This window comes from Brevundimonas balnearis (genome assembly GCF_042434805.1).
GTDB classification, from domain to species: Bacteria; Pseudomonadota; Alphaproteobacteria; order Caulobacterales; family Caulobacteraceae; genus Brevundimonas; species Brevundimonas balnearis.
Window position 1 is genome coordinate 239,116 of record NZ_JBHLSW010000003.1, and the last position, 22,245, is coordinate 261,360.

17 protein-coding genes are annotated in these 22,245 nt (G+C 70.3%); 7 read left to right on the plus strand and 10 right to left on the minus strand.

Features of this window, described 5'->3' with window-relative positions; all coding sequences use genetic code 11:
- Nucleotide 1: 1 nt before the first annotated feature.
- Nucleotides 2-1,045: a tRNA dihydrouridine synthase DusB gene (dusB, locus tag ACFFGE_RS02250; protein ID WP_376835190.1), complete on the minus strand. Its 1,044-nt coding sequence runs from the start codon at nucleotides 1,043-1,045 to the stop codon at nucleotides 2-4.
- Nucleotides 1,046-1,110: 65 nt separating this feature from the next.
- Here dusB and ACFFGE_RS02255 point away from each other — a divergent pair, with 65 nt between their 5' ends.
- Nucleotides 1,111-2,253, plus strand: a complete 1,143-nt coding sequence (locus ACFFGE_RS02255) for a bifunctional 2-C-methyl-D-erythritol 4-phosphate cytidylyltransferase/2-C-methyl-D-erythritol 2,4-cyclodiphosphate synthase (protein ID WP_376833887.1) — start codon at nucleotides 1,111-1,113, stop codon at nucleotides 2,251-2,253.
- 121 nt (nucleotides 2,254-2,374) lie between these two features.
- On the opposite strand, the gene ACFFGE_RS02260 is transcribed toward ACFFGE_RS02255, so the two are convergent.
- Nucleotides 2,375-4,618 carry a spermidine synthase gene (locus ACFFGE_RS02260; RefSeq protein WP_376833889.1) on the minus strand — a complete coding sequence of 748 codons (2,244 nt, stop codon included), beginning with the start codon at nucleotides 4,616-4,618 and terminating at the stop codon, nucleotides 2,375-2,377.
- Nucleotides 4,619-4,828: 210 nt separating this feature from the next.
- Between ACFFGE_RS02260 and ACFFGE_RS02265 the strand changes: the two genes are divergently transcribed.
- Nucleotides 4,829-5,320: a CinA family protein gene (locus ACFFGE_RS02265; RefSeq protein ID WP_376833891.1), complete on the plus strand. Its 492-nt coding sequence runs from the start codon at nucleotides 4,829-4,831 to the stop codon at nucleotides 5,318-5,320.
- On the plus strand, nucleotides 5,317-5,553 hold the full coding sequence (locus ACFFGE_RS02270) for a sulfurtransferase TusA family protein (protein WP_376833893.1): 237 nt from the start codon (nucleotides 5,317-5,319) through the stop codon (nucleotides 5,551-5,553). The genes ACFFGE_RS02265 and ACFFGE_RS02270 overlap by 4 nt, the downstream gene beginning before the upstream one ends.
- Here ACFFGE_RS02270 and ACFFGE_RS02275 read toward each other — a convergent pair.
- Complete coding sequence (locus tag ACFFGE_RS02275) at nucleotides 5,519-6,442, minus strand: YihY/virulence factor BrkB family protein (RefSeq protein ID WP_376833895.1); 924 nt, start codon at nucleotides 6,440-6,442, stop codon at nucleotides 5,519-5,521. The genes ACFFGE_RS02270 and ACFFGE_RS02275 overlap by 35 nt on opposite strands.
- 141 nt (nucleotides 6,443-6,583) lie before the next feature.
- On the opposite strand from ACFFGE_RS02275, the gene ACFFGE_RS02280 reads away from it, so the two are divergent.
- Nucleotides 6,584-7,888, plus strand: a complete 1,305-nt coding sequence (locus tag ACFFGE_RS02280) for a diguanylate cyclase domain-containing protein (protein ID WP_376833897.1) — start codon at nucleotides 6,584-6,586, stop codon at nucleotides 7,886-7,888.
- 8 nt (nucleotides 7,889-7,896) lie between these two features.
- On the opposite strand, the gene mfd is transcribed toward ACFFGE_RS02280, so the two are convergent.
- A complete protein-coding gene (mfd, locus tag ACFFGE_RS02285) occupies nucleotides 7,897-11,349 on the minus strand; it encodes a transcription-repair coupling factor (RefSeq protein ID WP_376833899.1) in 3,453 nt (1,150 codons plus the stop codon).
- Nucleotides 11,349-11,636: an FAD assembly factor SdhE gene (locus tag ACFFGE_RS02290; protein WP_376833901.1), complete on the minus strand. Its 288-nt coding sequence runs from the start codon at nucleotides 11,634-11,636 to the stop codon at nucleotides 11,349-11,351. Before ACFFGE_RS02290 ends, mfd begins: the two co-directional genes overlap by 1 nt.
- A 93-nt stretch (nucleotides 11,637-11,729) precedes the next feature.
- On the opposite strand from ACFFGE_RS02290, the gene recG reads away from it, so the two are divergent.
- Complete coding sequence (gene recG / locus ACFFGE_RS02295; protein WP_376833903.1) at nucleotides 11,730-13,814, plus strand: ATP-dependent DNA helicase RecG; 2,085 nt, start codon at nucleotides 11,730-11,732, stop codon at nucleotides 13,812-13,814.
- On the opposite strand, the gene ACFFGE_RS02300 is transcribed toward recG, so the two are convergent.
- Both ACFFGE_RS02300 and kdsA read right to left on the minus strand, forming a co-directional pair.
- Complete coding sequence (locus ACFFGE_RS02300) at nucleotides 13,759-14,910, minus strand: DUF3089 domain-containing protein (RefSeq protein ID WP_376833905.1); 1,152 nt, start codon at nucleotides 14,908-14,910, stop codon at nucleotides 13,759-13,761. The genes recG and ACFFGE_RS02300 overlap by 56 nt on opposite strands.
- Complete coding sequence (gene kdsA / locus ACFFGE_RS02305) at nucleotides 14,907-15,785, minus strand: 3-deoxy-8-phosphooctulonate synthase (RefSeq protein WP_376833907.1); 879 nt, start codon at nucleotides 15,783-15,785, stop codon at nucleotides 14,907-14,909. Before kdsA ends, ACFFGE_RS02300 begins: the two co-directional genes overlap by 4 nt.
- 99 nt (nucleotides 15,786-15,884) lie before the next feature.
- On the opposite strand from kdsA, the gene ACFFGE_RS02310 reads away from it, so the two are divergent.
- Nucleotides 15,885-17,348, plus strand: a complete 1,464-nt coding sequence (locus ACFFGE_RS02310) for a cryptochrome/photolyase family protein (RefSeq protein WP_376833909.1) — start codon at nucleotides 15,885-15,887, stop codon at nucleotides 17,346-17,348.
- Between the two features lie 3 nt (nucleotides 17,349-17,351).
- On the opposite strand, the gene ACFFGE_RS02315 is transcribed toward ACFFGE_RS02310, so the two are convergent.
- On the minus strand, nucleotides 17,352-18,914 hold the full coding sequence (locus tag ACFFGE_RS02315; protein ID WP_376833911.1) for a cryptochrome/photolyase family protein: 1,563 nt from the start codon (nucleotides 18,912-18,914) through the stop codon (nucleotides 17,352-17,354).
- Between ACFFGE_RS02315 and sseA the strand changes: the two genes are divergently transcribed.
- Nucleotides 18,913-19,740, plus strand: a complete 828-nt coding sequence (gene sseA, locus ACFFGE_RS02320) for a 3-mercaptopyruvate sulfurtransferase (protein ID WP_376833913.1) — start codon at nucleotides 18,913-18,915, stop codon at nucleotides 19,738-19,740. The genes ACFFGE_RS02315 and sseA overlap by 2 nt on opposite strands.
- On the opposite strand, the gene ACFFGE_RS02325 is transcribed toward sseA, so the two are convergent.
- Together ACFFGE_RS02325 and ACFFGE_RS02330 are read right to left on the minus strand one after the other, a co-directional pair.
- Nucleotides 19,737-21,065, minus strand: coding sequence for a dicarboxylate/amino acid:cation symporter (locus ACFFGE_RS02325; RefSeq protein WP_376833915.1), 1,329 nt, complete (start codon nucleotides 21,063-21,065; stop codon nucleotides 19,737-19,739). The two genes, sseA and ACFFGE_RS02325, sit on opposite strands and share 4 nt — an antisense overlap.
- A gap of 34 nt (nucleotides 21,066-21,099) precedes the next feature.
- Nucleotides 21,100-22,185, minus strand: a complete 1,086-nt coding sequence (locus tag ACFFGE_RS02330; protein ID WP_376833917.1) for an amino acid ABC transporter substrate-binding protein — start codon at nucleotides 22,183-22,185, stop codon at nucleotides 21,100-21,102.
- Nucleotides 22,186-22,245 lie beyond the last annotated feature (60 nt).

Here is a 22,245-nt window from a genome sequence, read left to right on the forward strand (position 1 = left end):
CTTAGGCCGCTCTGTTACCCGAAATCAACGGTGCGTCACCGAACTGCATCACTGGGCGCACCCCCCACCAGTCGGCCAGAGCAGGGACGACATCGGCCGGATCGTCCAGGCGGCAGAGACGGGCCTTGGCCTGGCGGCGCGCGTCGGCGGCCTCGGGCCACGGCGCCTGTTCGACGTACCAGCCGAGATGCTTGCGGAACATCTTCAGGCCCAGGGGCGCGCCGTAGAACGCCAGGCTTTCGGCCAGATGCCGCGCGACGATCTCCAGCCGCGCCTCCGGCCCGGGCTCCGGGAACGCGCCGCCGGTCGCGAGCGACGCCTCCAGCATCGCCGGCAGCCAGGGTCGACCGTAGACGCCCCGCCCCAGCATCAGGGCGTCGGCGCCGGACTGCTCAAGCGCGGCGCGGGCGTCATCGGCGGTCATGATGTCGCCGTTGACGATCACGGGGACGCCCACCGCCGCCTTCACCCTTCCGACCGCCGTCCAGTCCGCCACGCCGGTGTAGAACTGACTGCGGGTTCGGCCGTGAACCGTCACCGCCTTCACCCCGATCGCCTCGGCGTCGGCCGCCAGTTCCGGAGCGTTGATGGACTCGGGGTCCCAGCCCAGCCGCATCTTGACCGTCACCGGTCGGGACACCGCCTCCACCACCGCGCGCATGATCGCCCGCGCCCGGTCCGGGGTCCGCATCAGGGCCGAGCCGGAGGCGATGCCGGTCACTTCCTTCGACGGACAGCCGAAGTTCAGGTCGATGATGTCGGCGCCCGCCGCCTCCGCCATGCACGCGCCCTCGGCCATGGCGGCGGGATCGGCGCCGACCAGTTGGATGACGGTCAGCGGCAGGCCTTCGCCCACGGCGGCGCGTCGGACGACATCCGGCCGCCCTCGCGCCAGCTCCTTGGAGGCCACCATCTCGGTCGCGACGTAGGCGGCTCCCAGGCTCGAGGCGAGCCTGCGGAACGGCAGATCGGTCACGCCGGTCATGGGCGCGGTCAGGACGCGTCCGGGAATGCGGACGTCGCCGATCCAGAGCTCGCGGGCGATGCTGGCCATGCGGCTCTCTAGCCTGCCTCTCGCCAGCCGCCAAAGCGCTCTCTAGAAGGCCGTTCATGAGATTCGCGGGCGTGGTGGTGGCGGCGGGCTCGGGCTCGCGCGCGGGCGGGGCCAAGCAATGGCGGCTGCTCGGCGGCAAGCCCGTCGTCCGCTGGTCGGTCGAGGCCCTGCTCGACGCCGGTGCGGCCGAGGTGGTGGTGGTGATCCCCGGCGGCACGGACGCCGAGGCGGCGGAGGCCCTGTCCGGCCTGACCGGGTGGCGCGCCGAGGCGGGCGGCGCCACCCGAACCGCCTCGGTCATGGCCGGGCTGCGGCGCCTGTCCCTCGACGAACAGGACGCGGTCCTGATCCACGACGCCGCGCGCCCCCTCCTGTCGGCCGATGTCATCCGGCGGCTTCTGACGGCGCTTGAGACCGGCGACGCCGCCCTGCCCGTCCTGCCGGTCGCGGACTCCTTGAAGCGGGACGAAAAGGGCGTGTCGGGCGGCGCGGTGGATCGGGAGGGGCTGATGCGCGCCCAGACGCCCCAGGCTTTCCGGCTGGGGCCCCTGCGCGCCGCCTACGCCGTCTGGCCGGACGACGCCGCCGCGACCGACGACGCGAGCGTGTTCGAGGCGGCGGGCGGGGCCGTCGCACTGGTTCCGGGCGACGCCGCCCTCATGAAGCTCACCTATCCGGAGGATTTCGCCATGGCCGAGGCCCTGATCGCCCAAGAGACCCGTATGGGCCTGGGACTGGACGCCCATCGCTGGGGCCCCGGCGACACCGTCTGGCTGTGCGGCGTTCCCATCCAGCACGAACAGACCCTGATCGGTCACTCCGACGCCGACGCCGGCCTCCACGCTCTGACCGACGCGATCCTGGGCGCGCTCGGCGAAGGCGACATCGGCGACCACTTCCCGCCGACCGATCCGCAGTGGAAGGGCGCCAGCTCCGACCGGTTCCTGGTTCACGCGGTGGAGATGGTCCGCGCCCGCGGCGGGCGGATCGTCAATGTCGATGTGACCCTGGTCTGCGAGCGGCCGCGCATCAAGCCGCACCGGGCCGCCATGCGCGAACGCCTTTCCGAGCTTCTCGGCATTCCGTTGGACGCCGTCAGCGTGAAGGCCACCACGACCGAGGGCATGGGCTTCGCCGGTCGTCAGGAGGGGTTGGCGGCCCAGGCCATCGCCGCGGTGTCGCTGCCGGTCCGCGCCTAGAGCCTGATCGGCCTAAGTGGAATCGCTTCGCGATTCCGCTTGAGGCGTGAATCAGGCTCTCACTGGAACTGGACCGAAGTCTGAGCCCAGTTGGACTGCGTCCAACTGAACCGATTTCGGTCTAGCGCGCGAAGCTCCGCCACAGGGCGCCGACGAGGTTCACATAGTCGTCGGACCAAGGCCGGACGTCGGTCTCGGCCAGCTGTCGCCAGCGAGGATCGGCGCGGAAGGCCGCGATGCCCGCCTCGGTCGGCGACAGGATCAGCGCCTCGGTCGAGGCCTCGGCCAGCCCCTGCCCGCCCGCCTGCTCGAAGTAGATCTGGTGCAGCGCCGGAACGCCCAGCGCCTGGCTGGCCGCCTGGGCCGGCAGAGTGATCTCCAGGTTCCGGTTCGACAGGTGCAGCACCACCACCCCGTCGTCGGCCACGACGCGCAGGTACTCGGCGAGGGCCTCGGTCGTCAGCAGATGGGTCGGGACGGCGTCGGAACTGAAGGCGTCGATGATCAGGACGTCATAGCTGTCGTCCGGGACGTCCCCGAGCGACAGCCTCGCATCGCCCAGCACCGTCATCACCGGCCCCTCGGCGCAGTCCGAGATGAAGCTGAACCAGCGCGGGTCACGCGACAGCCGATCCACCGCCGGGTCGATCTCGAAGAAGGTCAGCCGGTCGCGCGGCCCGACGTAGGCCGCCAGCGCTCCGGCCCCCTGACCGATCACGGCCATGCGCGTGTCGGGCGCCCTGGCCTGGGTCATCTGCACCGCCTGTCCCAGCGGCGTCTGGGGCGTGTAGTACAGCGTCGGCCGACAGCGCTGGTCCGGGTTCAGGGACTGCGCGCCATGAAGCGTCGTTCCGTGCATCAGCACATGGACCTCGCCGCCGAGCCCGGGGTCGGGCGTGCGCGCCACGCGCATCACCCCGAAGAAGCTGCGCTCGCTGTAGGCCCAGTCGTAGCCCCGCGAGATGTGCTGCGCCGACCAGCACATCAGCGCCAGCACGAGCACGAACAGCGGCGCCCTGTCCCGGAGCAGATAGGCGCCCACCGCCGCCGTCCCGAGAATGCCCGCCGACACCCGCAGCAGGGGCTCGCCGCGCAGGCCGGGCAGGAACTCGGCGTTGTAGCGCATCATCTCCAAGAGCAGCGGCGGCGTCAGCGCGACCGGAACGGCGAGGAGCAGCGCGATCTTCTCCACGCGATCCAGGGGCGTCTTGGCCCAATGCCGGGCCAGGCCCACCAGCACCAGCACGATGGGGTACTCCCACACCGCCTCGAAGACGACCGGGGCCATCAGGGCCGTGAACGCCCCGCCCAGCACGCCGCCGAACGAGATCCAGAGGTAAAACTCCGTCAGCCGGTCGCTGGGCGGACGTCGGCCGGCCAGCCTCTGATGGCACAGCAGGGCGGCGAAGAAGAAGGCCGCGATGTTCGTGGCGACCAGCAGCAGCCACTCGCCGGTGCGAAACGCGATGAAGATCACCGCCACCGCCGCCGTCGCCGCCTGGAGCGCCAGCGTCACGTGGAAGGGCGGCCATGGCCGATCGCGGAACGCCAGCACGAACGTCAGCAGATACAGCGCGAGCGGCAGCACCCAAAGGAAGGGTGCGGACGCCACGTCGGTCGACAGGTGGGTGGTGACACCCAGCATCAGACTGGACGGCGCCGCCGCCAGCAGCACCAGAACGCCGCGCTCGCGCCACGACAGAGCGGGGCTGCGCGTCTCGCCTCGCGGCGTCGCCGATGCGCCTCGCCGCAAGGTGAAGGCCAGCCAGAGCAGGACCGACACGAACAGGCCATAGCCGACGGTCCACCCCAGACGCTGCCCGTCCAGCGTCGCGAGCGGCTCAACCGCCAGCGGATAGGCCAGAAGGGCCAGGAAACTGCCCAGATTGCTGGCGGCGTAGAGGCGATATGGGTTTCGGTCCGCCCGGGTCCGCGCGAACCAGGCCTGGATCAGCGGCGCCGTCGCCGACAGGATGGCGAACGGCGCGCCCAGCGAAAGCAGCAGCGTGGTCAGCAGCCACCCGATCGGACGGGCCGGATCGGGGTCCCCGGTCACGCCCGTGATCGCCAGCGGCAGGCTGAGCGCGGCCAGCAGCAGCAGCGCCAGATGAACGCCGATCTGGACGCGAAGATCGGCGATGCGCTGAAGCAGATGCGCGTACAGATATCCGGCCAGGAGCGCCGCCTGGAAGAATACCATCGCGGTGTTCCAGACCGCCGGCGAGCCGCCCAGGGTCGGCAGGACCAGCTTGGTCGCCATCGGCTGGAGCAGGAACACCAGGGACGCCGAGACGAACACCGCGACCACGTACGGCGCCTCGGCCCAGTCACCTACCGCTTTGCCCGGCGTCGTCGTCAGCGTCATGATGGTCTCCGCGTCGCCGGATCGCCGACTGGCGGCGATGTCGCAAACGCCATAGAGCCTGATCGGCTTAAGTGGAATCGCTTCGCGATTCCGCTTGCGTCGTGAATCAGGCTCTCACTCAAGTCGGACCGAAATCTGAGCCCAGTTGGACATGCGTCCAACTGAACCGATTTCGGTCTAGCTCGATTTCGCGCAGACGGAGGAGTCCCGATGTTTCCCGCCGAGATCGAAGACCTGGCCCAGGCCGTCGTCGCCCGCGCCCACGACGCGGGCTGGACGATCGCCACGGCGGAGAGCTGCACCGGGGGCCTTGTGGCGGGCGCGATCACCCAGGTGGCCGGATCCTCCATGGTGCTCGACCGGGGCTTCGTCACCTACAGCAACGCGGCCAAGACGGCGCTGCTGGGCGTCGGGCGAGAAGTGCTGGAGGCGCACGGCGCGGTGTCGCGCGAGACCGCCGAGGCTATGGCGGCGGGCGGGCTGACGCGGGCGGGCGTGAACCTGGCCGTGGCGATCACGGGCATAGCGGGCCCAGGCGGCGGCTCGCCCGAGAAGCCGGTCGGCCTGGTCCATTTCGCCACCGCGGCGGCCGACGGACTGATCTGGCGTGAAGCGCGTTTCGGCGACCTGGGCCGCGAGGCGGTGCGCACGGCGGCGGTTCGGCAGGCCCTGGAGATGCTGCTGGCGAGGCTCGACGGATGAGCCGGATCATCGACGCACGCGGCCACCGATGCCCGGTCCCCAGCCTTCGCCTGCGTCGCGCGCTTGAGGAGGCCGTGCCCGGTCAGATCGTCACGCTCCTGGCCACGGACGCCCTGGCGCGCATCGACGTCCCGCACATGCTCGCCGAAACTGGCGACCGGCTGATCGAGATCGAGGCCGAGGGAGTCGAGCTGAGGATCAGCGTCGAGAAGCGCGGCGCGCCTGGAGGTTGACCACGTCGGCGGCGGGCGGGTCCGCTTCGGGCTCAGGCCGGATCGCCTTCGCCCGCCATATGGTCTCCATTTCGGTGGCGAAGGCGCCGCCGTAGAAGACGGCGTTGATGTTCCACGACAGCCAGATCAGCAGCACCACGACCGCACCGACCGAGCCATAGGTCGCGCCGAAGGTCGGCATCTGCTCGACGTAGATGGCGCAGAGCCAGGACGAGATCGCCGACAGCACCGTCGCGACCGCGCCCCCGACGATCGCCGGCGCCCAGGCGACCCTGACCTGATGGCTCATGGCGTAGCGGTAGAGCGCCGTGAGGCCCAGCCACAGGCCCAGCGTCGGCCAAAGCCCGCCGGCGCCGATCGACCCCGCCGACTCCGAGGCGTGCGACACGATCCGCGACGTGACCACGGCGCCCGACACCGCCGTGAACAGGGCGAAGGCGAACAGGGCCACGAAGAAGGCCAGCAGGTTGAACTTCAGGAAGCCATGCGGCTCCTGCTCGTCGTGGATCAGGTTCAGCCCGGCCAGCAAGGCCTTGAATCCCCGATGCGCCGCATAGGCGCCGATCACCAACGCGATGGCGCTCTGCGCCGAGATGGCCTTCGCCGAGGCGCCCGCCAGCCGCTCCACCTCGCCCGCGAACAGGCCCCGCGCGGCGTGCGGGACCAGACTGGTCAGGGTCGCGACCTGCTCGGACGCCTGTCCGGTGGACAGCACGATCTTGTAGAAGCCGATCAAGAGGGCGATCGCCGGGAACACCGCCAGCAGGGCGAAGAAGGCCACCCCGCCCGTGTACAGCATCACGTCCCGCCCCCAGCTGCGCGCGAAGGCGCGGCCCGACAGGCGAATCCAGAAGGCGATAGACGTCAGATCGGGGGATTGGGCGCTCAAGCGTCCTCGCGGCGCGGTTCACGAAGCCGTCGCAAACTAGCGCGGATCGCGGCCGGCGTAACCCTTCTCGTTGCGTCCCCATCCCTCGCCTCGGTATGCTTCGCGCGTCGCGGGAGTCAGCGCGACTCGGGGGCGTGCCGCTTGATCTCTGAACCTCGCTTGCTGGTGCTCGCCAAGGACGACGCCCGTGTGGGAGCGCTCACGCGCGGCCTCGACGCGCTCGGCTGGCGAACGGTCACCGCCCGGGGCGTGGACTCCGCCGCCATGGCCCTGTCGGACCTGCCGCTCGAGGGCGCCGTCGTCGACGGTCGGGGGTTCGACCACACGGCCGTCCAGGCGCTGCGCGACGCCGCCAAGCCCCGGAGCCTGCCCGTCGTTTCGCTCGGCCACGGCGACGGCATCGGTGCGGACCTGCACATGAGCGGCGTGGCCCATCCGGTCCAGGTGGGCCTGCGCCTCGAACAGCTGATGCGGGCCAGCGTCGCCGAGGAGGAGTTCGTGCTGCGCCGGGCGACCTTCGCGCAGCGGGGTCAGGCGCTGGAGATCGAGCCCGACGGACGGCCGCTCAGGATCATGGCGGCGGGCGGGGCCGACCGGCGGTTCCTCGCCCTGTCCAACGCCATGGCGGCGAGCGGCGCCGACGTCGTGGCGGCGCCGACGCCCTACACCGCCTTCGACTACCTGCACGAAACGCCGTTCGACGCCGTGATCCTGTGGGGCGGCGCGGACCACACGCCGGCGCTGTCGATCGCGTCGGGCATGAAGCGGAACACCCGCCTGTTCCACATTCCGCTGATGCTCTACCTGCGCCAGAGCATCGAGATCGACCTCGCGGAAATCTACCATCGCGGCATCGCCGACGTCGCTTCCGCGGACGTGCCGGAGGACGAGACGGCGCGCCGGGCGCTCGCCCTGGCGGACAGCTACAGGCGCCAGCTGGGCATCCGCCGCACCCTGGAATCGGCCCGCTCCTCCGGCCTGACGGACCCGGCGACGGGCCTGTTCACCCGCGAGCTGTTCGCCGTGCATCTGGCGAGGATCGTCGAGGCGGCGGATCGCCGACGTCGTCCCGTGTCCGTCTGCGTGCTGCGGCTGTCGGCCAGCACGGAGGTGACGCGGGCCCGCGCCGGCGGCTGGCTCGATCGCGCCATGCCCCAGATCGGCTCCATGGTGTCCCGCCTCGTGCGGGCCGAGGACACCGCCGGTCGGCTGGCGGCGGAGGTGTTCGCCCTGGCGCTGCCGGCGACGCGCGCGCCCGCGGCGCGGATCGCGGCGGAGAGGATCGCCGCGGTCATCGGCTGCACGGCCTTCGACGGAGGGCCGGACCAGGCGCCCTTCGTCGTGGGCTTCGACGTCGGCGTGGCCGAGCTGCTGCCCGGCGACAATCCGGCGGGCCTGCTGGAACGGGCGACCGCGGACCTGGCGCGGCTCGAAACGGCCGGATAGCCGAGCCGTCAGGCGGCCTGCGCCACCCTGGCGAGATCGGCGGTGATCCGCTCGGCCACCTTCAGGCGTTCGTCCGCGTTCGGCCAGTCGCCCTTGACCACGATCTTCTGATCCGGCCGGATCTTCCAGCTGGCCTGGTTCTTCTGGATCAGTCCGATCAGCCCGGCCGGGTTGGGGAAGCGGTTGTCGCGCAGCGACAGCACCGCGCCCTTCGGACCGATGTCGATCTTCTCGATGCACGCTGTGCGGCAGTTGGCCTTGATGCCCACGATCCTCAGAAGCTGCTTCGCCTCATCCGGCAGGGGGCCGAACCGGTCGATCAGCTCGGCGGCCAGGGCCTCGCGGCTCTCGCTGTTCTCGGCGTCGGACAGGCGGCGATAGAGGCTCAGGCGGACGTTCAGGTCCGGGACGTAATCCTCTGGAATCAGGACGGCGGCGCCGACATTGATGGCGGGCGACCAGCCGCGATCCGCGTGCTCGCCGAGGCCCTTCTCCTTCAGCTCGGCGACCGCATCTTCGAGCATCTGCTGATACAGCTCGACGCCCACCTCGCGAATATGACCGGACTGCTCCTCGCCCAGCAGATTGCCGCCCCCGCGCTGATCCAGGTCGTGGCTGGCCAGCTGGAAGCCGGCGCCGAGATTGTCCAGCGACTGCAGCACCTGCAGCCGGCGCTCCGCCGACAAGGTGACGGGCTTCTTGTCATCGGTGGTGAGATAGGCGAAGGCCCGGGCCTTGGACCGTCCGACCCGGCCGCGGATCTGGTACAGCTGGGCCAGGCCGAACATGTCCGCCCTGTGCACGATCAAGGTGTTGGCGGTCGGGATGTCGAGTCCGCTCTCAACGATGGTGGTCGAGACCAGCACGTCGTATCGCCCGTCGTAGAAGGCGCTCATCACCTCCTCGAGCTGGGTCGCGGACATCTGACCGTGGCCGACGACGAAGCTGACCTCAGGGACCTGCTCGCGCAGGAATCGCTCGATGTCGGGCAGGTCCTTCAGGCGCGGCGCGACGTAGTAGGCCTGGCCGCCGCGATACTTCTCCCGCAGCAGGGCCTCGCGCACCGTCACGGGGTCCCACGGCAGCACATAGGTCCGCACCGCCAGCCGGTCGACGGGGGGCGTGGCGATGATCGACATCTCACGGATGCCGGTCAGCGCCATCTGCAGCGTGCGAGGGATCGGGGTCGCGGTGAGGGTCAAGAGGTGCACATCCGCGCGCAGCGTCTTCAGCTTCTCCTTGTGCTTGACGCCAAAGTGCTGCTCCTCGTCGACGATGACGAGGCCCAGGTTCTTGAAGCCGACCTGGTCCGACAGCACCGCATGGGTGCCGACGACGATCTCGACCGAGCCGTCCTTCAGGCCCGCGCGCGTCTCGCTCGCTTCCTTGGCGGGGACCATCCGCGACAGCTGGCGCACCTTCACGGGCCAGCCGGCGAAGCGCTCGGAGAAGGTCTTGAAGTGCTGGCGCGCGAGCAGCGTCGTCGGCGCAACGATGGCCACCTGCTGGCCCGACATGGCCACGACGAAGGCGGCCCGTAGCGCCACCTCGGTCTTGCCGAAGCCGACGTCGCCACAGATCAGCCGGTCCATCGGCTGGCCCTTGCCCAGATCCTCCAGCACGTCGCCGATGGCGTTCAGCTGATCGTCCGTCTCCTCATACGGGAAGCGGGCGCAGAACTCGTCGAACAGCCCTTGCGGCGGGGTGATCGCCTCGCTCTCGCGCAGGGCGCGCTTGGCCGCGAGCGCGATCAGCCCCTCGGCCATGGCGCGCAGGCGCTCCTTGGCCTTGGCCTTCCTCGACTGCCAGGCCGCGCCGCCGAGGCGGTCCAGCTGGACCCCGTCGGAATCCGCGCCGTAGCGGGTCAGAAGGTCGATGTTCTCGACCGGCAGGAACAGCTTTGAGTCGCCGGCGTAGAGGATTTCCAGACAGTCGTGAGGCGCTTCCTGGATGTCGAGGGTCTTCAGCCCCTCGTAACGGCCGATGCCGTGGTCCAGGTGCACGACCAGGTCGCCGGTGGTCAGCGCCGAGGCCTCCGCCAGGAAGTTCGACGCGCGGCGTTTCTTCCTGGGCCGCGCCAGCCGGTCGCCCAGGATGTCGGTCTCGGAGATGACCGCGAAGTCGTCGGCCACGAACCCGTGCTCCACCGGCAGTACGGCGCGCAGGTACAGGTCCCTCGGCGCCGCCTGAACGTCGACCCAGTCGCGCACGGCCACGACGTGCTCCAACCCGTGATCGCCGAGCATGGACGCCAGCCGCTCGGAGGAGCCCTCGGTCCAGGAGGCGAAGACGACCTTCCTGCCCTCGGCCTTCAGCGCCTCGGCGTGACGGGCCACGGCCTCGAACAGGTTGACGCTGTCCTGCGCCCGCTCGGCGGCGAAGCTCTTGCCCAGCCGACCGCCCGCGTCGTCTGCCGCCAAGGGCGAGAAGCGACGCACGGCCCGCCCGGCCAAAGCGCCGTTCCAGCCCTCGGCGTCGAGATAAAGCGCGGTCGGCTCCAGCGCGCGGTGCGCCTGGCCGCCCTTGGCCTTCGCGGCCTCCGAACGGGCGTCATGAGCGTCGGCGATGAGCTCCCACCGCTCGGCCCGCGCATTCTCGGCCTGATGGTCGATGAAGACCGGCGCGTCCGCGGGCAGATAGTCGAAGAGGGTGTCCAGCCGGTCGTAGAACAGCGGCAGGAAATGCTCGAAACCCTGGCGTCGCGCCCCCTCGCTGATCGCGGCGTATAGCGGGTCGTCGCCCGGCGCGCCGAAGCGCTTCAGGTAGCCGGTCCGGAAGCGGCTGATGCTGTCGGCGTCCAGCAGGGCTTCGGACACAGGCGTCAGATCGACCTCGGTGAGCTGGCGCGTGGACCGCTGCGTCTCCGGATCGAAGGCGCGAATGGACTCCAGCTCGGTTCCGAACAGGTCAAGCCGCACCGGCTCCTCGAAGCCGGGCGGGAAGACGTCGATGACCCCGCCCCGCACGGCGTACTCCCCCCGGTCGGAAACGGTGGAGGCGCGGACATAGCCGTTGCGGGCGAAATAGGCCTCCAGCTCGGCCGTATCCAGGTCACGCCCGACGCGCGCCTCGAAGCCGGCGGCGGTCGTGATCTCCCGCGGGGGGGTCCGCTGCGTCGCCGCCGCCGTGGTGGCGACGACCAGCAGGGGCGTCCGGTCCAAGGGATCGCGACGGGCCAGGCGGGCCAGGGTCGCCATCCTCTGCGCCGACACGCCGACCGTCGGGCTCAACCGATCGTACGGCAGGCAATCCCAGCTCGGGAACTCGAGAATTTCAACGGTCTTGGCGAAGAACTGGAAAGTCTGAACGAAAGACCCGAAGCGGGCGTAGTCCCGTGCGACGAAGAGGGCGACGCCCCCTTGGACGTCCAGGTGCTCGGCGATGGCGAGCGCGTCCAGGCCCTCGGGCCGGCCGTTCAGCTCCACGTCGCCGCGAGCGGGCAGTGTCGGCGATCCATCCATCAACCGGCGCCCTCGGCCACCGCCTGGGCCACATGCCCGCGCACGAAGGCCCTCAGCCGCGACATCAGCTCCGTGTCATGCTCCGGCGGCGTCGGCTCCCGGCCGATGATCCAGGCGTAGGAATGCTGGTCATCGACATCCAGCAGCGCCTCGAACGCCGTCAGCTCGGCCTGGGACAATTCCGGCCCCGCCTGATCCGCGAAGGGGCCCATCACCATGTCCGCCTCGCGGAAGCCGCGGCGCCAGGCGCGGAAGCGGATGCGGTCCAGCCGCGTCTTCGGGGTCATGTCGTCTGAAGTCACCTGAGGGGCCCGGGCTTTGCAACGGGGGCGTTCACATAGCGTTCCCTGCGGCCGCGCGCCAGTTATGCTGGGCGCGACATGCGGCCCGAGATTCTCTTCCCACTGTTCGCCGAGGTCGCGACGCTGAAGGGCGTCGGGCCGCGCATCGAGCCGCTGGTGAAAAGGCTCGCCGGGCCGTTGGTGCGCGACGTCCTGTTCACGGCTCCGACCAACCTGATCGTCCGCCGCCGCACCGTCTCGACCGAGGCGGCGGAGGGCGAGACGGCGATTTTCGAGGTGGTCGTCGATCGTCTGATCAAGCCGGCCAAGATCGGACAACCGATCAAGCTGAGGGCCCAGGACGCGGCGGGCTTCGTCCATCTGGTGTGGTTCCAGGGCTCTCCCCAGCAGATCGAGCGGCTGGCGCCGCCGGGATCGCGCCGCGTCGTCAGCGGCAAGGTGGAACGCTTCGGCGGCGAGGTGCAGATCCCGCACCCGGATTACATCGTCCCGGTGGAGCGCGCCGCCGAGGTGCCGCCGTTCGAGCCGGTCTATCCCCAGACACAGGGGCTGACCTCGCGCCAGTTCCGCAAGCTGGCGCTGGGCGCGCTGGAGGCCGCGCCCGAACTTCCGGAATGGCAGGACGCGGCCTGGCTCGCTCGGCGCGGCTTCCCGGGCTGGCGCGCCGCAGTCACCGCCCTGCACGCTCCCGGCGGGGCCGCGGATCTGGCCCCGGACGCTCCGGCGCGGGCGCGTCTGGCCTACGACGAAGTCCTGGCGCACCAGCTGGCCCTGGCGCGGCGTCGACGCGCTCGCGTGACTGTCGCGGCGCCGGTTCTGGCGGCGGGCCCGGTGTCCCAGCGGGTCGAGTCGGCCCTGCCGTTCACCCTGACAGGGGCGCAGAAACAGGCGCTTGTCGAGATTCGCTCGGACCTGACTTCAGGAGCCCAGATGGGGCGCCTGCTGCAGGGCGACGTCGGATCCGGGAAGACGGCGGTGGCGGCGCTGGCCATCGCCGACGCGGTGTCCAGCGGACATCAGGCGGCTCTGATGGCGCCGACGGAGATCCTGGCCCGCCAGCATATGGAGAAACTGGGCCGCCTGTTCGCCGCGGCGGGCGTGCGCGCCGTGTTGCTGACGGGGCGGGACACGGCCGGCGAGCGCCGCGACAAGCTGGCGGCGCTGGCCGACGGCGCCGTCCACGTCGCGATCGGCACCCACGCCCTGTTCCAGGACGCCGTGACCTTCCGGTCGCTGGCGCTGGCGGTCATCGACGAACAGCACCGCTTCGGCGTGTCCGAGCGCCAGCGGCTTCAGGCCAAGGGCGGCGACCACGGCGTGCACCTGCTGACCATGTCGGCCACGCCGATCCCGCGCACGCTGGAGATGACCCGCTTCGGAGACCTGGACGTGTCGCGGCTGACCGAGAAGCCGCCGGGTCGAACCCCGGCGACCACGGCCGTCCTGCCCCAGGCGCGGATCGGGGATGTGGTGCAGCGCCTCCGCGTCGCGGTCGCCCGGGGCGCCCAGGCCTATTGGATCTGCCCGCTGGTCGAGGAGTCCGAGGCTTCCGATCTCGCCGCGGCGACGGAGCGCGCGAACGACCTCCGACGTGCGCTGGGGGTGGAGGTGGGTCTCGCCCACGGCCGAATGCCGGGCCCGGATCGTGAACAGGTCATGGCCGCCTTCTCCGAGGGCAGACTGCCGGTGCTGGTGGCCACCACCGTCGTCGAGGTGGGCGTCGACGTGCCGAACGCCTCGATCATGATCATCGAGCATGCCGATCGGTTCGGTCTGGCCCAGTTGCACCAGTTGCGCGGGCGCGTGGGACGCGGGGCCAAGGCCAGCGCCTGCACCCTTCTGTACGGCGGCGAGGACGGCGGCCTGGGCGAGACCGCGCGGGCTCGGCTGGAGATCCTTCGCCGTACTGAGGACGGCTTCGAGATCGCCGAGGAGGATTTCCGGCTCAGGGGCGGCGGCGACCCGTTGGGCCTGCGTCAGAGCGGCTTCCCCGCCTATCGATTCGTCGATCCGGTACAGCATCGAGACTTGATGCTGGCGGCCCATGACGATGCGCGGCTGATCCTGTCGCGCGATCCCGAGCTGGGCTCTTCGAGAGGTGAGGCCATCAGGGTGCTGGAGGCGCTGTTCGATTGGCGCCAGGAGCGGGCGGCGTCCGACTGACGCCGTTCAGCGCCCGCCACGCGTCCAGCCGCACCTCAACGTCGTGTTCAATATCCGCATAGAAGAGGTTGTACGGCTTGACCTTCCGTCTGTCAGCCCATGAGCCGCGCTCGTCGAAGCTGTCCGAGTCCGGCATGGTCGGACGCAGGAAGCCGTCGCGGCATCGGGCGGCCACCTGCCGATCGAGGAAGGCCGGACGAACGCCCCATTCCAGAGCCGTCGCGTTCGCGGCGCCCCGGTGCAGGCGCGCCTCGGCGGGCTGATCCGAGCGACGGCCCAGCAGCGGGTTCACGCAGACGATGGATCGGTCGCCCAACTCGACCAGCCGGCCGCGGGAGTCCCACACGAGGGCGCGGTTCCGACGCCTTTGCTGGCGCGCGGTTTCGTCGGGCGTCAGCGCGACCCACGCCACCAAGCAGCCCGTCTGGTTCGCCCGCTCGCAGACCGGGAGGGTCTCCGGCGCCTGCTCGGTGGTCACCGCCGTCTCGATGAGATAGGCCGCCGCCAGCCGTCGTCTCAGCGCGGCGTCGGGGCTCACCACTTCACGGATCAGCCGGTCGGCCAGCTCGCCGCCCTGCTCGACCCCGGCGACGACGATCGGCCCCGTCGGATGGCGCGCCAGCCAGGTGTCGAACGCGGTCCTGACATCGCGATAGGCGAAGGCCCTCGCCTCGCGCGCGTCCTGCCGGATGGTCAGCCGGGTGTAGAGGCTGGCCTCGCGATAGTGGGGGGCGCTGATCGCACCCGCCCGGGCGAAGGGCGCGGCGTAGTTGGGCAGGATGACGCGCTCCAGGAACCGATCCGACGCCTCGTCCCGCACCGGAGAGTTCCACTCCGCGCCCCCGTCATAGGTCGTGGGGTGCACGAAGAAGACCGCCGCCTCCTCGGATCGCGGATCGCGCGATTCCAGGAGCGCCCAGCTGACGGCCTCGCCGTAGTCGGGCGCCGGCGGCGGCTCATAGGCCGGATAGGGAATCTCCGGGTCGAGCAGCGCCTGGAGGATGTCGCTGCGCCAGACGATCGCCGCCGTGGCGACGAGCGCGATCAGCGCCCCCGCCGTCCAGGCGGCGATTCGTCCTTTCCGGCCCAGTCTCACGCGGCGGCGGGCAGCGGTCCCTTGACCCCGGTCGAGCGCGCCAGGTCGTCAAAGGCGATGAGCTCGGCCGCCAGGCGCTCGAACTGATCCAGCGGAACCATGTTCGGGCCGTCCGAGGGCGCGTGGTCGGGATCCGGGTGGGTCTCCATGAAGACCGCATCGACGCCGACGGCGACGGCCGCGCGCGCCAGCACCGGCACGAACTCCCGCTGGCCGCCGGACGACGTGCCCTGACCGCCCGGCTGCTGCACGCTATGGGTCGCGTCGAACACGACCGGCGCCCCGATCTCGCGCAGCACCGGAAGGGCGCGCATGTCGGACACCAGGGTGTTGTAGCCGAAGCTGGCGCCCCGCTCGCACGTCAGGACGTTCGGATTGCCCGCGCCGGTGATCTTGGCCACCACGTTCTTCATGTCCCAAGGCGCCAGGAACTGGCCCTTCTTGACGTTGATCGCCTTGCCGGTCTTCGCGGCGGCGATCAGCAGGTCCGTCTGGCGGCTGAGGAAGGCGGGGATCTGCAGCACGTCGACCGCCTGCGCGGCGATGCCGCACTGCTCCTCGTTGTGCACGTCGGTCAGGACCGGCATGCCCGTGACCTCGCGGATCTCGGCGAAGATCGGCAGGGCGCCCTCGAGGCCGATGCCGCGCGCCGCGTTGGCGGAGGTGCGGTTGGCCTTGTCGAAGCTGGTCTTGTAGATGATCCCGACGTCCAGGCGGTCGCCGATCTCCTTCAGCGCATGCGCCGTCTCCAGCGCATGCTGGCGGCTTTCCATCTGGCAAGGGCCCGCGATGAAGGCGATGCGGGCGCCGCCCCCGATGTGGACGGGACGGCCGGTGTTCAGGCTGACGACGGCGTTGGGGGTCACGTTGGACAAGGTCTTCTCGATGATGACGCGGCCGTATCGCCGCAAGGCTGGCGGCGGTCAGGTGGACCAACCGCCTTCGGCTTTCAACCTATCATGTCGGAGTGCGCCGTGACCACCGAGCCGCCGGTCATCCTGTGGTTCCGCCGTGACCTTCGGCTGGCGGACAATCCTGCCCTGGAGCACGCCCACGCGACGGGCCGCCCCATCCTGCCGGTCTACGTCCTCGATGAGGCCACCGAGGGGCGACCGTTGGGCGGCGCGTCAAGCTGGTGGCTGGACAAGTCGCTGCGCGCGCTGTCGCGGGCGCTGGCCGAGCGCGGCGGCCGGCTGGTGCTCCGACGCGGCGACGCCGAGACCGAGTTGCGTCGGCTGATCCAGGAGACGGGAGCGGACGCGGTCTTCCTGAATCGCCTGTTCGAGCCCGCCGCCTTCGCGCGAGACGCCGACATCGCCCATGCGTTGAATGCCGACGGCGTAAACGTGAAGGGCTACAACGGCGCCCTGCTTTGCCGGCCAGGCTCGGTGCGGACCGGGTCCGGCGGTCCCTACAAGGTGTTCACGCCGTTCTTCCGGGCCCTCATGGCCAGTGCGGAGGCGCCGCCGCACACGCTGGGACCACGCCAGTTCCAGCCCGTGCCGAACCTCGAAAGCGAGGATCTGGACGACTGGCGCCTGCACCCCACCCTTCCGGACTGGTCCACCGGCTTCGATTGGACGCCCGGAGAGGACGGCGCGAGAGAGGCGCTCAGCCGGTTCACCTCCGGGCCGCTCGGCGACTATGCGCGGCTCCGGGACATTCCCGGCCAGAACGGGACCAGCCGCCTGTCGCCCCACCTGCACTGGGGCGAGATCAGTCCCTGGCGCGCGGTCACGGCCGCCCGCGACGCGGCGTCCCGGGGCAAGGTCAGCGAGGCCCAGGCGGAGAAGTTCATCGCCGAGATCGGCTGGCGCGAGTTCTCCGCCCACCTGTTGGCGGAGTTCCCCCAGATCACCGACACGGCCTTCCGGCCCGAGTACGACACGATGCCCTGGCGCAAGGACGAGGGGGCGTTGGAGGCCTGGAGACGGGGGCGGACCGGCTATCCCATCGTCGACGCCGGCATGCGCCAGCTCTGGTCGACCGGGTGGATGCATAACCGGGTGCGGATGATCGTGGCCAGCTTCCTGATCAAGCACCTCCTCATCGACTGGCGTGAGGGTGAAGCCTGGTTCTGGGACACGCTGGTCGACGCCGACCAGGCCTCCAACGCTCAGAACTGGCAGTGGGTGGCGGGGTCCGGCGCCGACGCCGCCCCCTATTTCCGCATCTTCAATCCGATCACCCAGGGCCAGAAGTTCGACGAGGACGGCCGCTATGTCCGCCTCTGGGTGCCCGAGCTGGCCCGGCTCGGCGACCGCTGGCTGCACGCGCCCTGGACAGCGCCGCCCGAGGTGCTGCGCGACGCCGGCGTCCGCCTCGGACACACCTACCCGAGGCCGATCGTCGAGCATGACGCCGCACGGAAGCGCGCCCTGGACGCCCTGAAGTCCATCGACAAGACCAAGGCCGAGGGGGATCCGAGCCACGCGTGAGGCTCACATCTCCCGCTTCACCGCCCCCAACCGCTCGCGGCACGCCTCGGCCTCGGCCAGCAGAGCCCGGCGCTTCTCGGGCCCGAACCCGTCCAGCGACCGGTACGGCATGGCCAGGCGTGGATTGTCCCGCAGCCGACCGCGGTTGCGCTCCAGGAACCCCCAGTACAGGCGGTTGAAAGGACAGGCCCCCTCGCCCGCCTTGGCCTTCACGTCATAGCGGCAGCCGCCGCAATAGTCGCTCATCCGGTTGATGTAGGCCCCGGACGCCGCATAGGGCTTCGACCCCACGATCCCGCCGTCGGCGTAGGTGGCCATGCCCCGGGTGTTGGGCATCTCCACCCACTCATAGGCGTCGGCGTAGACCACCATGTACCAGTCGTCGACCTCGTCGGGATGGACGCCCAGCAGCATCGCCAGATTGCCCGTCACCATCAGCCGCTGGATATGGTGGGCATAGGCGTGGTCGCGGGTCTGGCCGACAGCGTCGGCCACGCACGCCATGTCCGTCTGCCCGGACCAGTAGAACCACGGCAGCGTCCGGTCGGCGTCCAGGGCGTTGCGCCGCCGATATTCGGGCGCCTTCAGCCAGTAGATACCGCGCACATACTCCCGCCACCCCAGGATTTGGCGGACGAACCCTTCCACGGCGTTCAACGGCGCCCTGCCCGCCTCGTATTCCGCCGCCGCGCGCCGGCAGACCTCCAGCGGGTCGAGCAGACCCAGATTGATGGAGGTCGACACCATGCCGTGCCACATCCAGGGCCGGCCCGCGGACATGGTGTCCTGCCACTCGCCGAAGCCGGGCAGGATGTCCTTCAGGAAGGCGGCGAACACGGCCTCGGCCTCCTCCGCCGTCGTGGGCCAGCCGAAATCGGCGGTGTCGCCGAAGTGACCGGGGAACAGGCGCTCGACGTCGGCGATCGCCTCTCGGGTGATCTCATCCGGCGCGATCCGCAGCCGCTTCGGCGGCTTCAGGCCCTTGCCGGGACCGTTGCGGTTGTCCTTGTCGAAGTTCCACTGCCCGCCGACCGGCGCCTTGCCGTCCATCAGCAGGTCGGTCTCCCGCCGCATCTCGCGATAGAAGAACTCCATGCGAAGCTCCTTCTTGCCCGCCGCCCAGCGCCGGAACCGGTCGTGCGAGCAGATGAAGCGGTCGTCCTCGCGGATATCGACCGGGAGGTCGCGGCCTTGCGCGAAGGCGGCCAGCGCCTCGGCCAGGCGCCACTCGCCGCACTCGGTCATGACCACCCGCTCGAACCGGCCGTTCTCCAGCGCGCGGCCCAGCTCACCCGCGATCTCGCCGGTGTTGCCTTCGTCGTCGATGCGGACGTAGCGGACCTCGGTTCCGCGCGATCGCAGCCGCGCCGCGAACTTGCGCATGGCGGCGAAGATCAGGGCGATCTTCTGCTTGTGATGCCGGACATAGGTCGCCTCGCCCATCACCTCGGCCATCAGGACGAGGTCGGCGCCCGCGTCGAGATCCCTTAGCGCCGACAGGCCGTCGGACAGCTGGTCGCCCAGCACCAGTCGGAGCGCGCCGGTCCGCGTGCTAGGCTGGGGCATGAGCTCTCCTCTGATCCAGGCTGACGAACTCCTGGCCCGACTGGGCGATCCGGGACTGAAGGTCGCGGACGCCAGCTGGCATCTGGACGGCACGGACGCCCGCGCCGCCTACCTCTCGGGCCACGTCCCGGGCGCGGTGTTCTTCGACCTGGAGGCGGTGTCGGATCAAGCGAGCGACTTGCCGCACATGGCGCCCTCGCCCGAGGCGTTCGGCGCGGCGATGGGGGCGCTGGGTCTGAGCGAGACCGACGAGGTCGTCGTCTATGACACCAGCGGCCTGTTTTCGGCGGCGCGGGCGTGGTGGATGCTACGCACCTTTGGCGCGTTGAAGGCGCGGGTGCTCGACGGCGGGCTTCCGGCCTGGCGCGCCGCCGGTGGCGAGACGGAAACAGGCCCCGTCAACCCGGCGCCGGCCGGGTTCCTGGCGAGTCGCCCCGTGGGCGGCGTGGCGGCGTTCGAACACGTGAGGGCGGCGTTGGCGGCCGGACTGCCCGTTCTCGATGCGCGTGGCGCGGCCCGCTTCCGGGGCGAGGCCGCCGAGCCCCGCCCGGGCGTTCGTCCCGGTCACATGCCGGGCGCGGTAAATCTTCCCTACGCCACGCTGCTGCAGGCGGACGGCAGGTTGAAGTCCCCGGAAGGACTCAGGGCCGCGTTCGCGGCGATCGACCTGGATCCCGACCAGACGCCGATCGCCACCTGCGGCTCGGGCGTGACGGCGGCGATCATCGTCTTGGCGCTGGCCGTGCTGGGTCGCGACGCCCGGCTCTACGACGGCAGCTGGGCCGAATGGGGCGCCCGCCCGGACGCCCCGGTGGAGGTCGGCTAGGCCAGTTCCGGCACGGGTTCGGCCGCGCCGGGGTTCTCGGCGTTCGGCGGCAGGTCCTTCTCGCCGCGCGAGACGACCGTGGCGGCCACCAGATCGCCGACGACGTTCAGCGTGGTGCGGCACATGTCCAGGAAGCGGTCGACGCCCAGCACCAGGCCGATGCCCTCGGCGGGCACGCCCACCATCACCAGGATCAGCGCCACGACCGGCAGCGAACCCGCCGGCACCCCCGCCGTGCCGATGCCGCCCAGGATGCAGACCAGCATGACCACGATCTGCTGCGTCAGGCTCAGCTCCACGCCGAAAAACTGGGCCAGGAACAGCACCGTCACGCCCTCGAACAGGGCCGTGCCGTTCTGATTCGCCGTCGCGCCGACCGTCAACACGAAGCGCGCGATGCGGCGGGGCAGGTTCAGCCGCTCCTCGGCCGCCTTCAGGGCGATCGGCAGGGTGGCGTTGGACGAGGCCGTCGTGAAGGCGACGATGAAGGGCTCGCGCACATCCGAGAAGAACTTCAGCGGATTGCGACCCGCCAGCACCATGACCGCCAGCGGGTAGATGACGAACATGTGGATCGCCATCGCTCCCAGCGCGACGGCGGCGTAGCCGGCCAGCCGGATCAAGAGGTCCCAGCCGAACAGGGCCGCCAGATTGAACATCAGGCAGGCGATGGCGATGGGGGCCAGTTTGATGACGAGGTTGATGAGCTTCATCATCACCTCGAACAGGCCCTGTAGCGCCTCCTGGAGGCGATCCGTCGCGGCGGACCTCGCCATCACCAGGCCGACACCGAAGAACAGGGCGAACACCATCACCGGCAGAATCTGATTCTCGGCCGCCGCGGTGAAGACGTTCGACGGGATCAGGTCGAGGAAGAACTGCCCCGCCTCGATCGACTGGGGCGCGTTGCCGACGATGGCGCCGGCCGCCTCGCGGCTGTCTTCGAGCAGCGCCTGTGCCAGCGCCGGATCGACGCCGTCGCCGGGCCGGAAGGCGTTGACCATCCCCAGTCCGATCAGCACCGCGATCGCCGACAGGACGATCGTGAAGGCCAGCGTCTTGAACCCGACGCGCCCGAGCGACGAGAGGTCGCCCATCTCCGCCACCCCCACGGCCAGCGCCGAGAACAGCAGCGGGATGACCAGCATGAACAAGAGCTTCAGGAAGATCTGCCCGATCGGTCCCGTCACATTGTCCGTGACGGACTGGACCCAGGGCGTCTCCGCGCCGACGTACAGGTTCACATAGAGACCCGCGCCCATGCCGATCAGGAAGCCGAGCAGGATCCAGGCGTAAAGCGGCGCGCCGCCGCGCTTGCTGGTCATGATGAAGGCCCCCTGATGTGGTCGGTCTTGAGTTTCAGCGGATCGGCAAGGCGTACATCAGCCCGGCCGGTCGCGCGTTCCATTGTGCGTTCAGACCACGCGCGAGGTCGAGAGGCGAGTCCGGGCCCAGATTCCGCGCGAAAATCTCGCCGTAGTTGCCTCCGGCGGCCACGGCGTCGAGCGCCCAGGTCTGTTCCAGACCCAGGCTCGGGCCGAGGTCGCCCGCCGTGCCGAGCAGCCGTCGGACGCGCGGGTCGGGCGATACCTCCGCCAGGGTCGCGGCGTTGGCCTGCGTCACCCCCAGCTCCTCGGCGAGGATCAGCGCGTCGAGCGTCCAGCGAATGATTTCCGTCCAGGTCTGGTCGCCCTCGCGCACCACCGGTCCGAGGGCTTCCTTGGAGATCACGGTGGCGAGGATGATGTGGTCCTGGGGATTGGCGAGCGTCGTCCGCGCGGCGGCGAGCGCGGACACGTCGGCGGTGAAGGCGTCGCAGCCTTCACGCGCATAGAGCTCCCGCGCCTCGTTCTCGGAGTCGGCGACGACCGGGACATAGTCCAGATTTCGGCTCCTGAACCAGTCGGCCAGGTTCTCCTGACTGGTCGACCCGGCCTGGACGCAGACGCGCGCGCCGTTCAGCTCGGCCGCGTTGGCGACCTCCAGGGCCCGCCGAACCATGAAGCCCTGGCCGTCGTAGTAGTTGACCCCCGCGAAATCCACGCGTCCCGAGACGTCCCGACCCATGGTCCAGGAGGTGTTGCGCCACAGAACGTCGATACGTCCGGCGTTCAGGGCCTCGAACCGCTGCTGGGCCGTCAGGGGCACGAAGCGAACGGCGTCCGGATCGCCCAGAACAGCCGCCGCCGTCGCGCGACAGAAATCGACGTCGAAGCCTCGCCAACGTCCGCGGTTGTCGGTGTAGGCGAAGCCCACCAGGCCCTCGTGCACGCCGCAGTTCAGGCGTCCCCGACGCCTCACCGCCGCAAGGGTCTCGCTGGCCCCGCGCTCGACCGCCTGGATCGGGGTCTCGGCGATCTGGACGGGCGGTTCGGGCTCCCGCTCGCGCTCCCCGCACGCCGAGAGGGCGAGGGTCGCCAGGCACGTCGCCGCAATCCGCCGCATCGTTCACTCCGCTTCGCCAAAGCGCCCCGCGGCGTTTAGAACGCTCCGTCTCGCTTCACG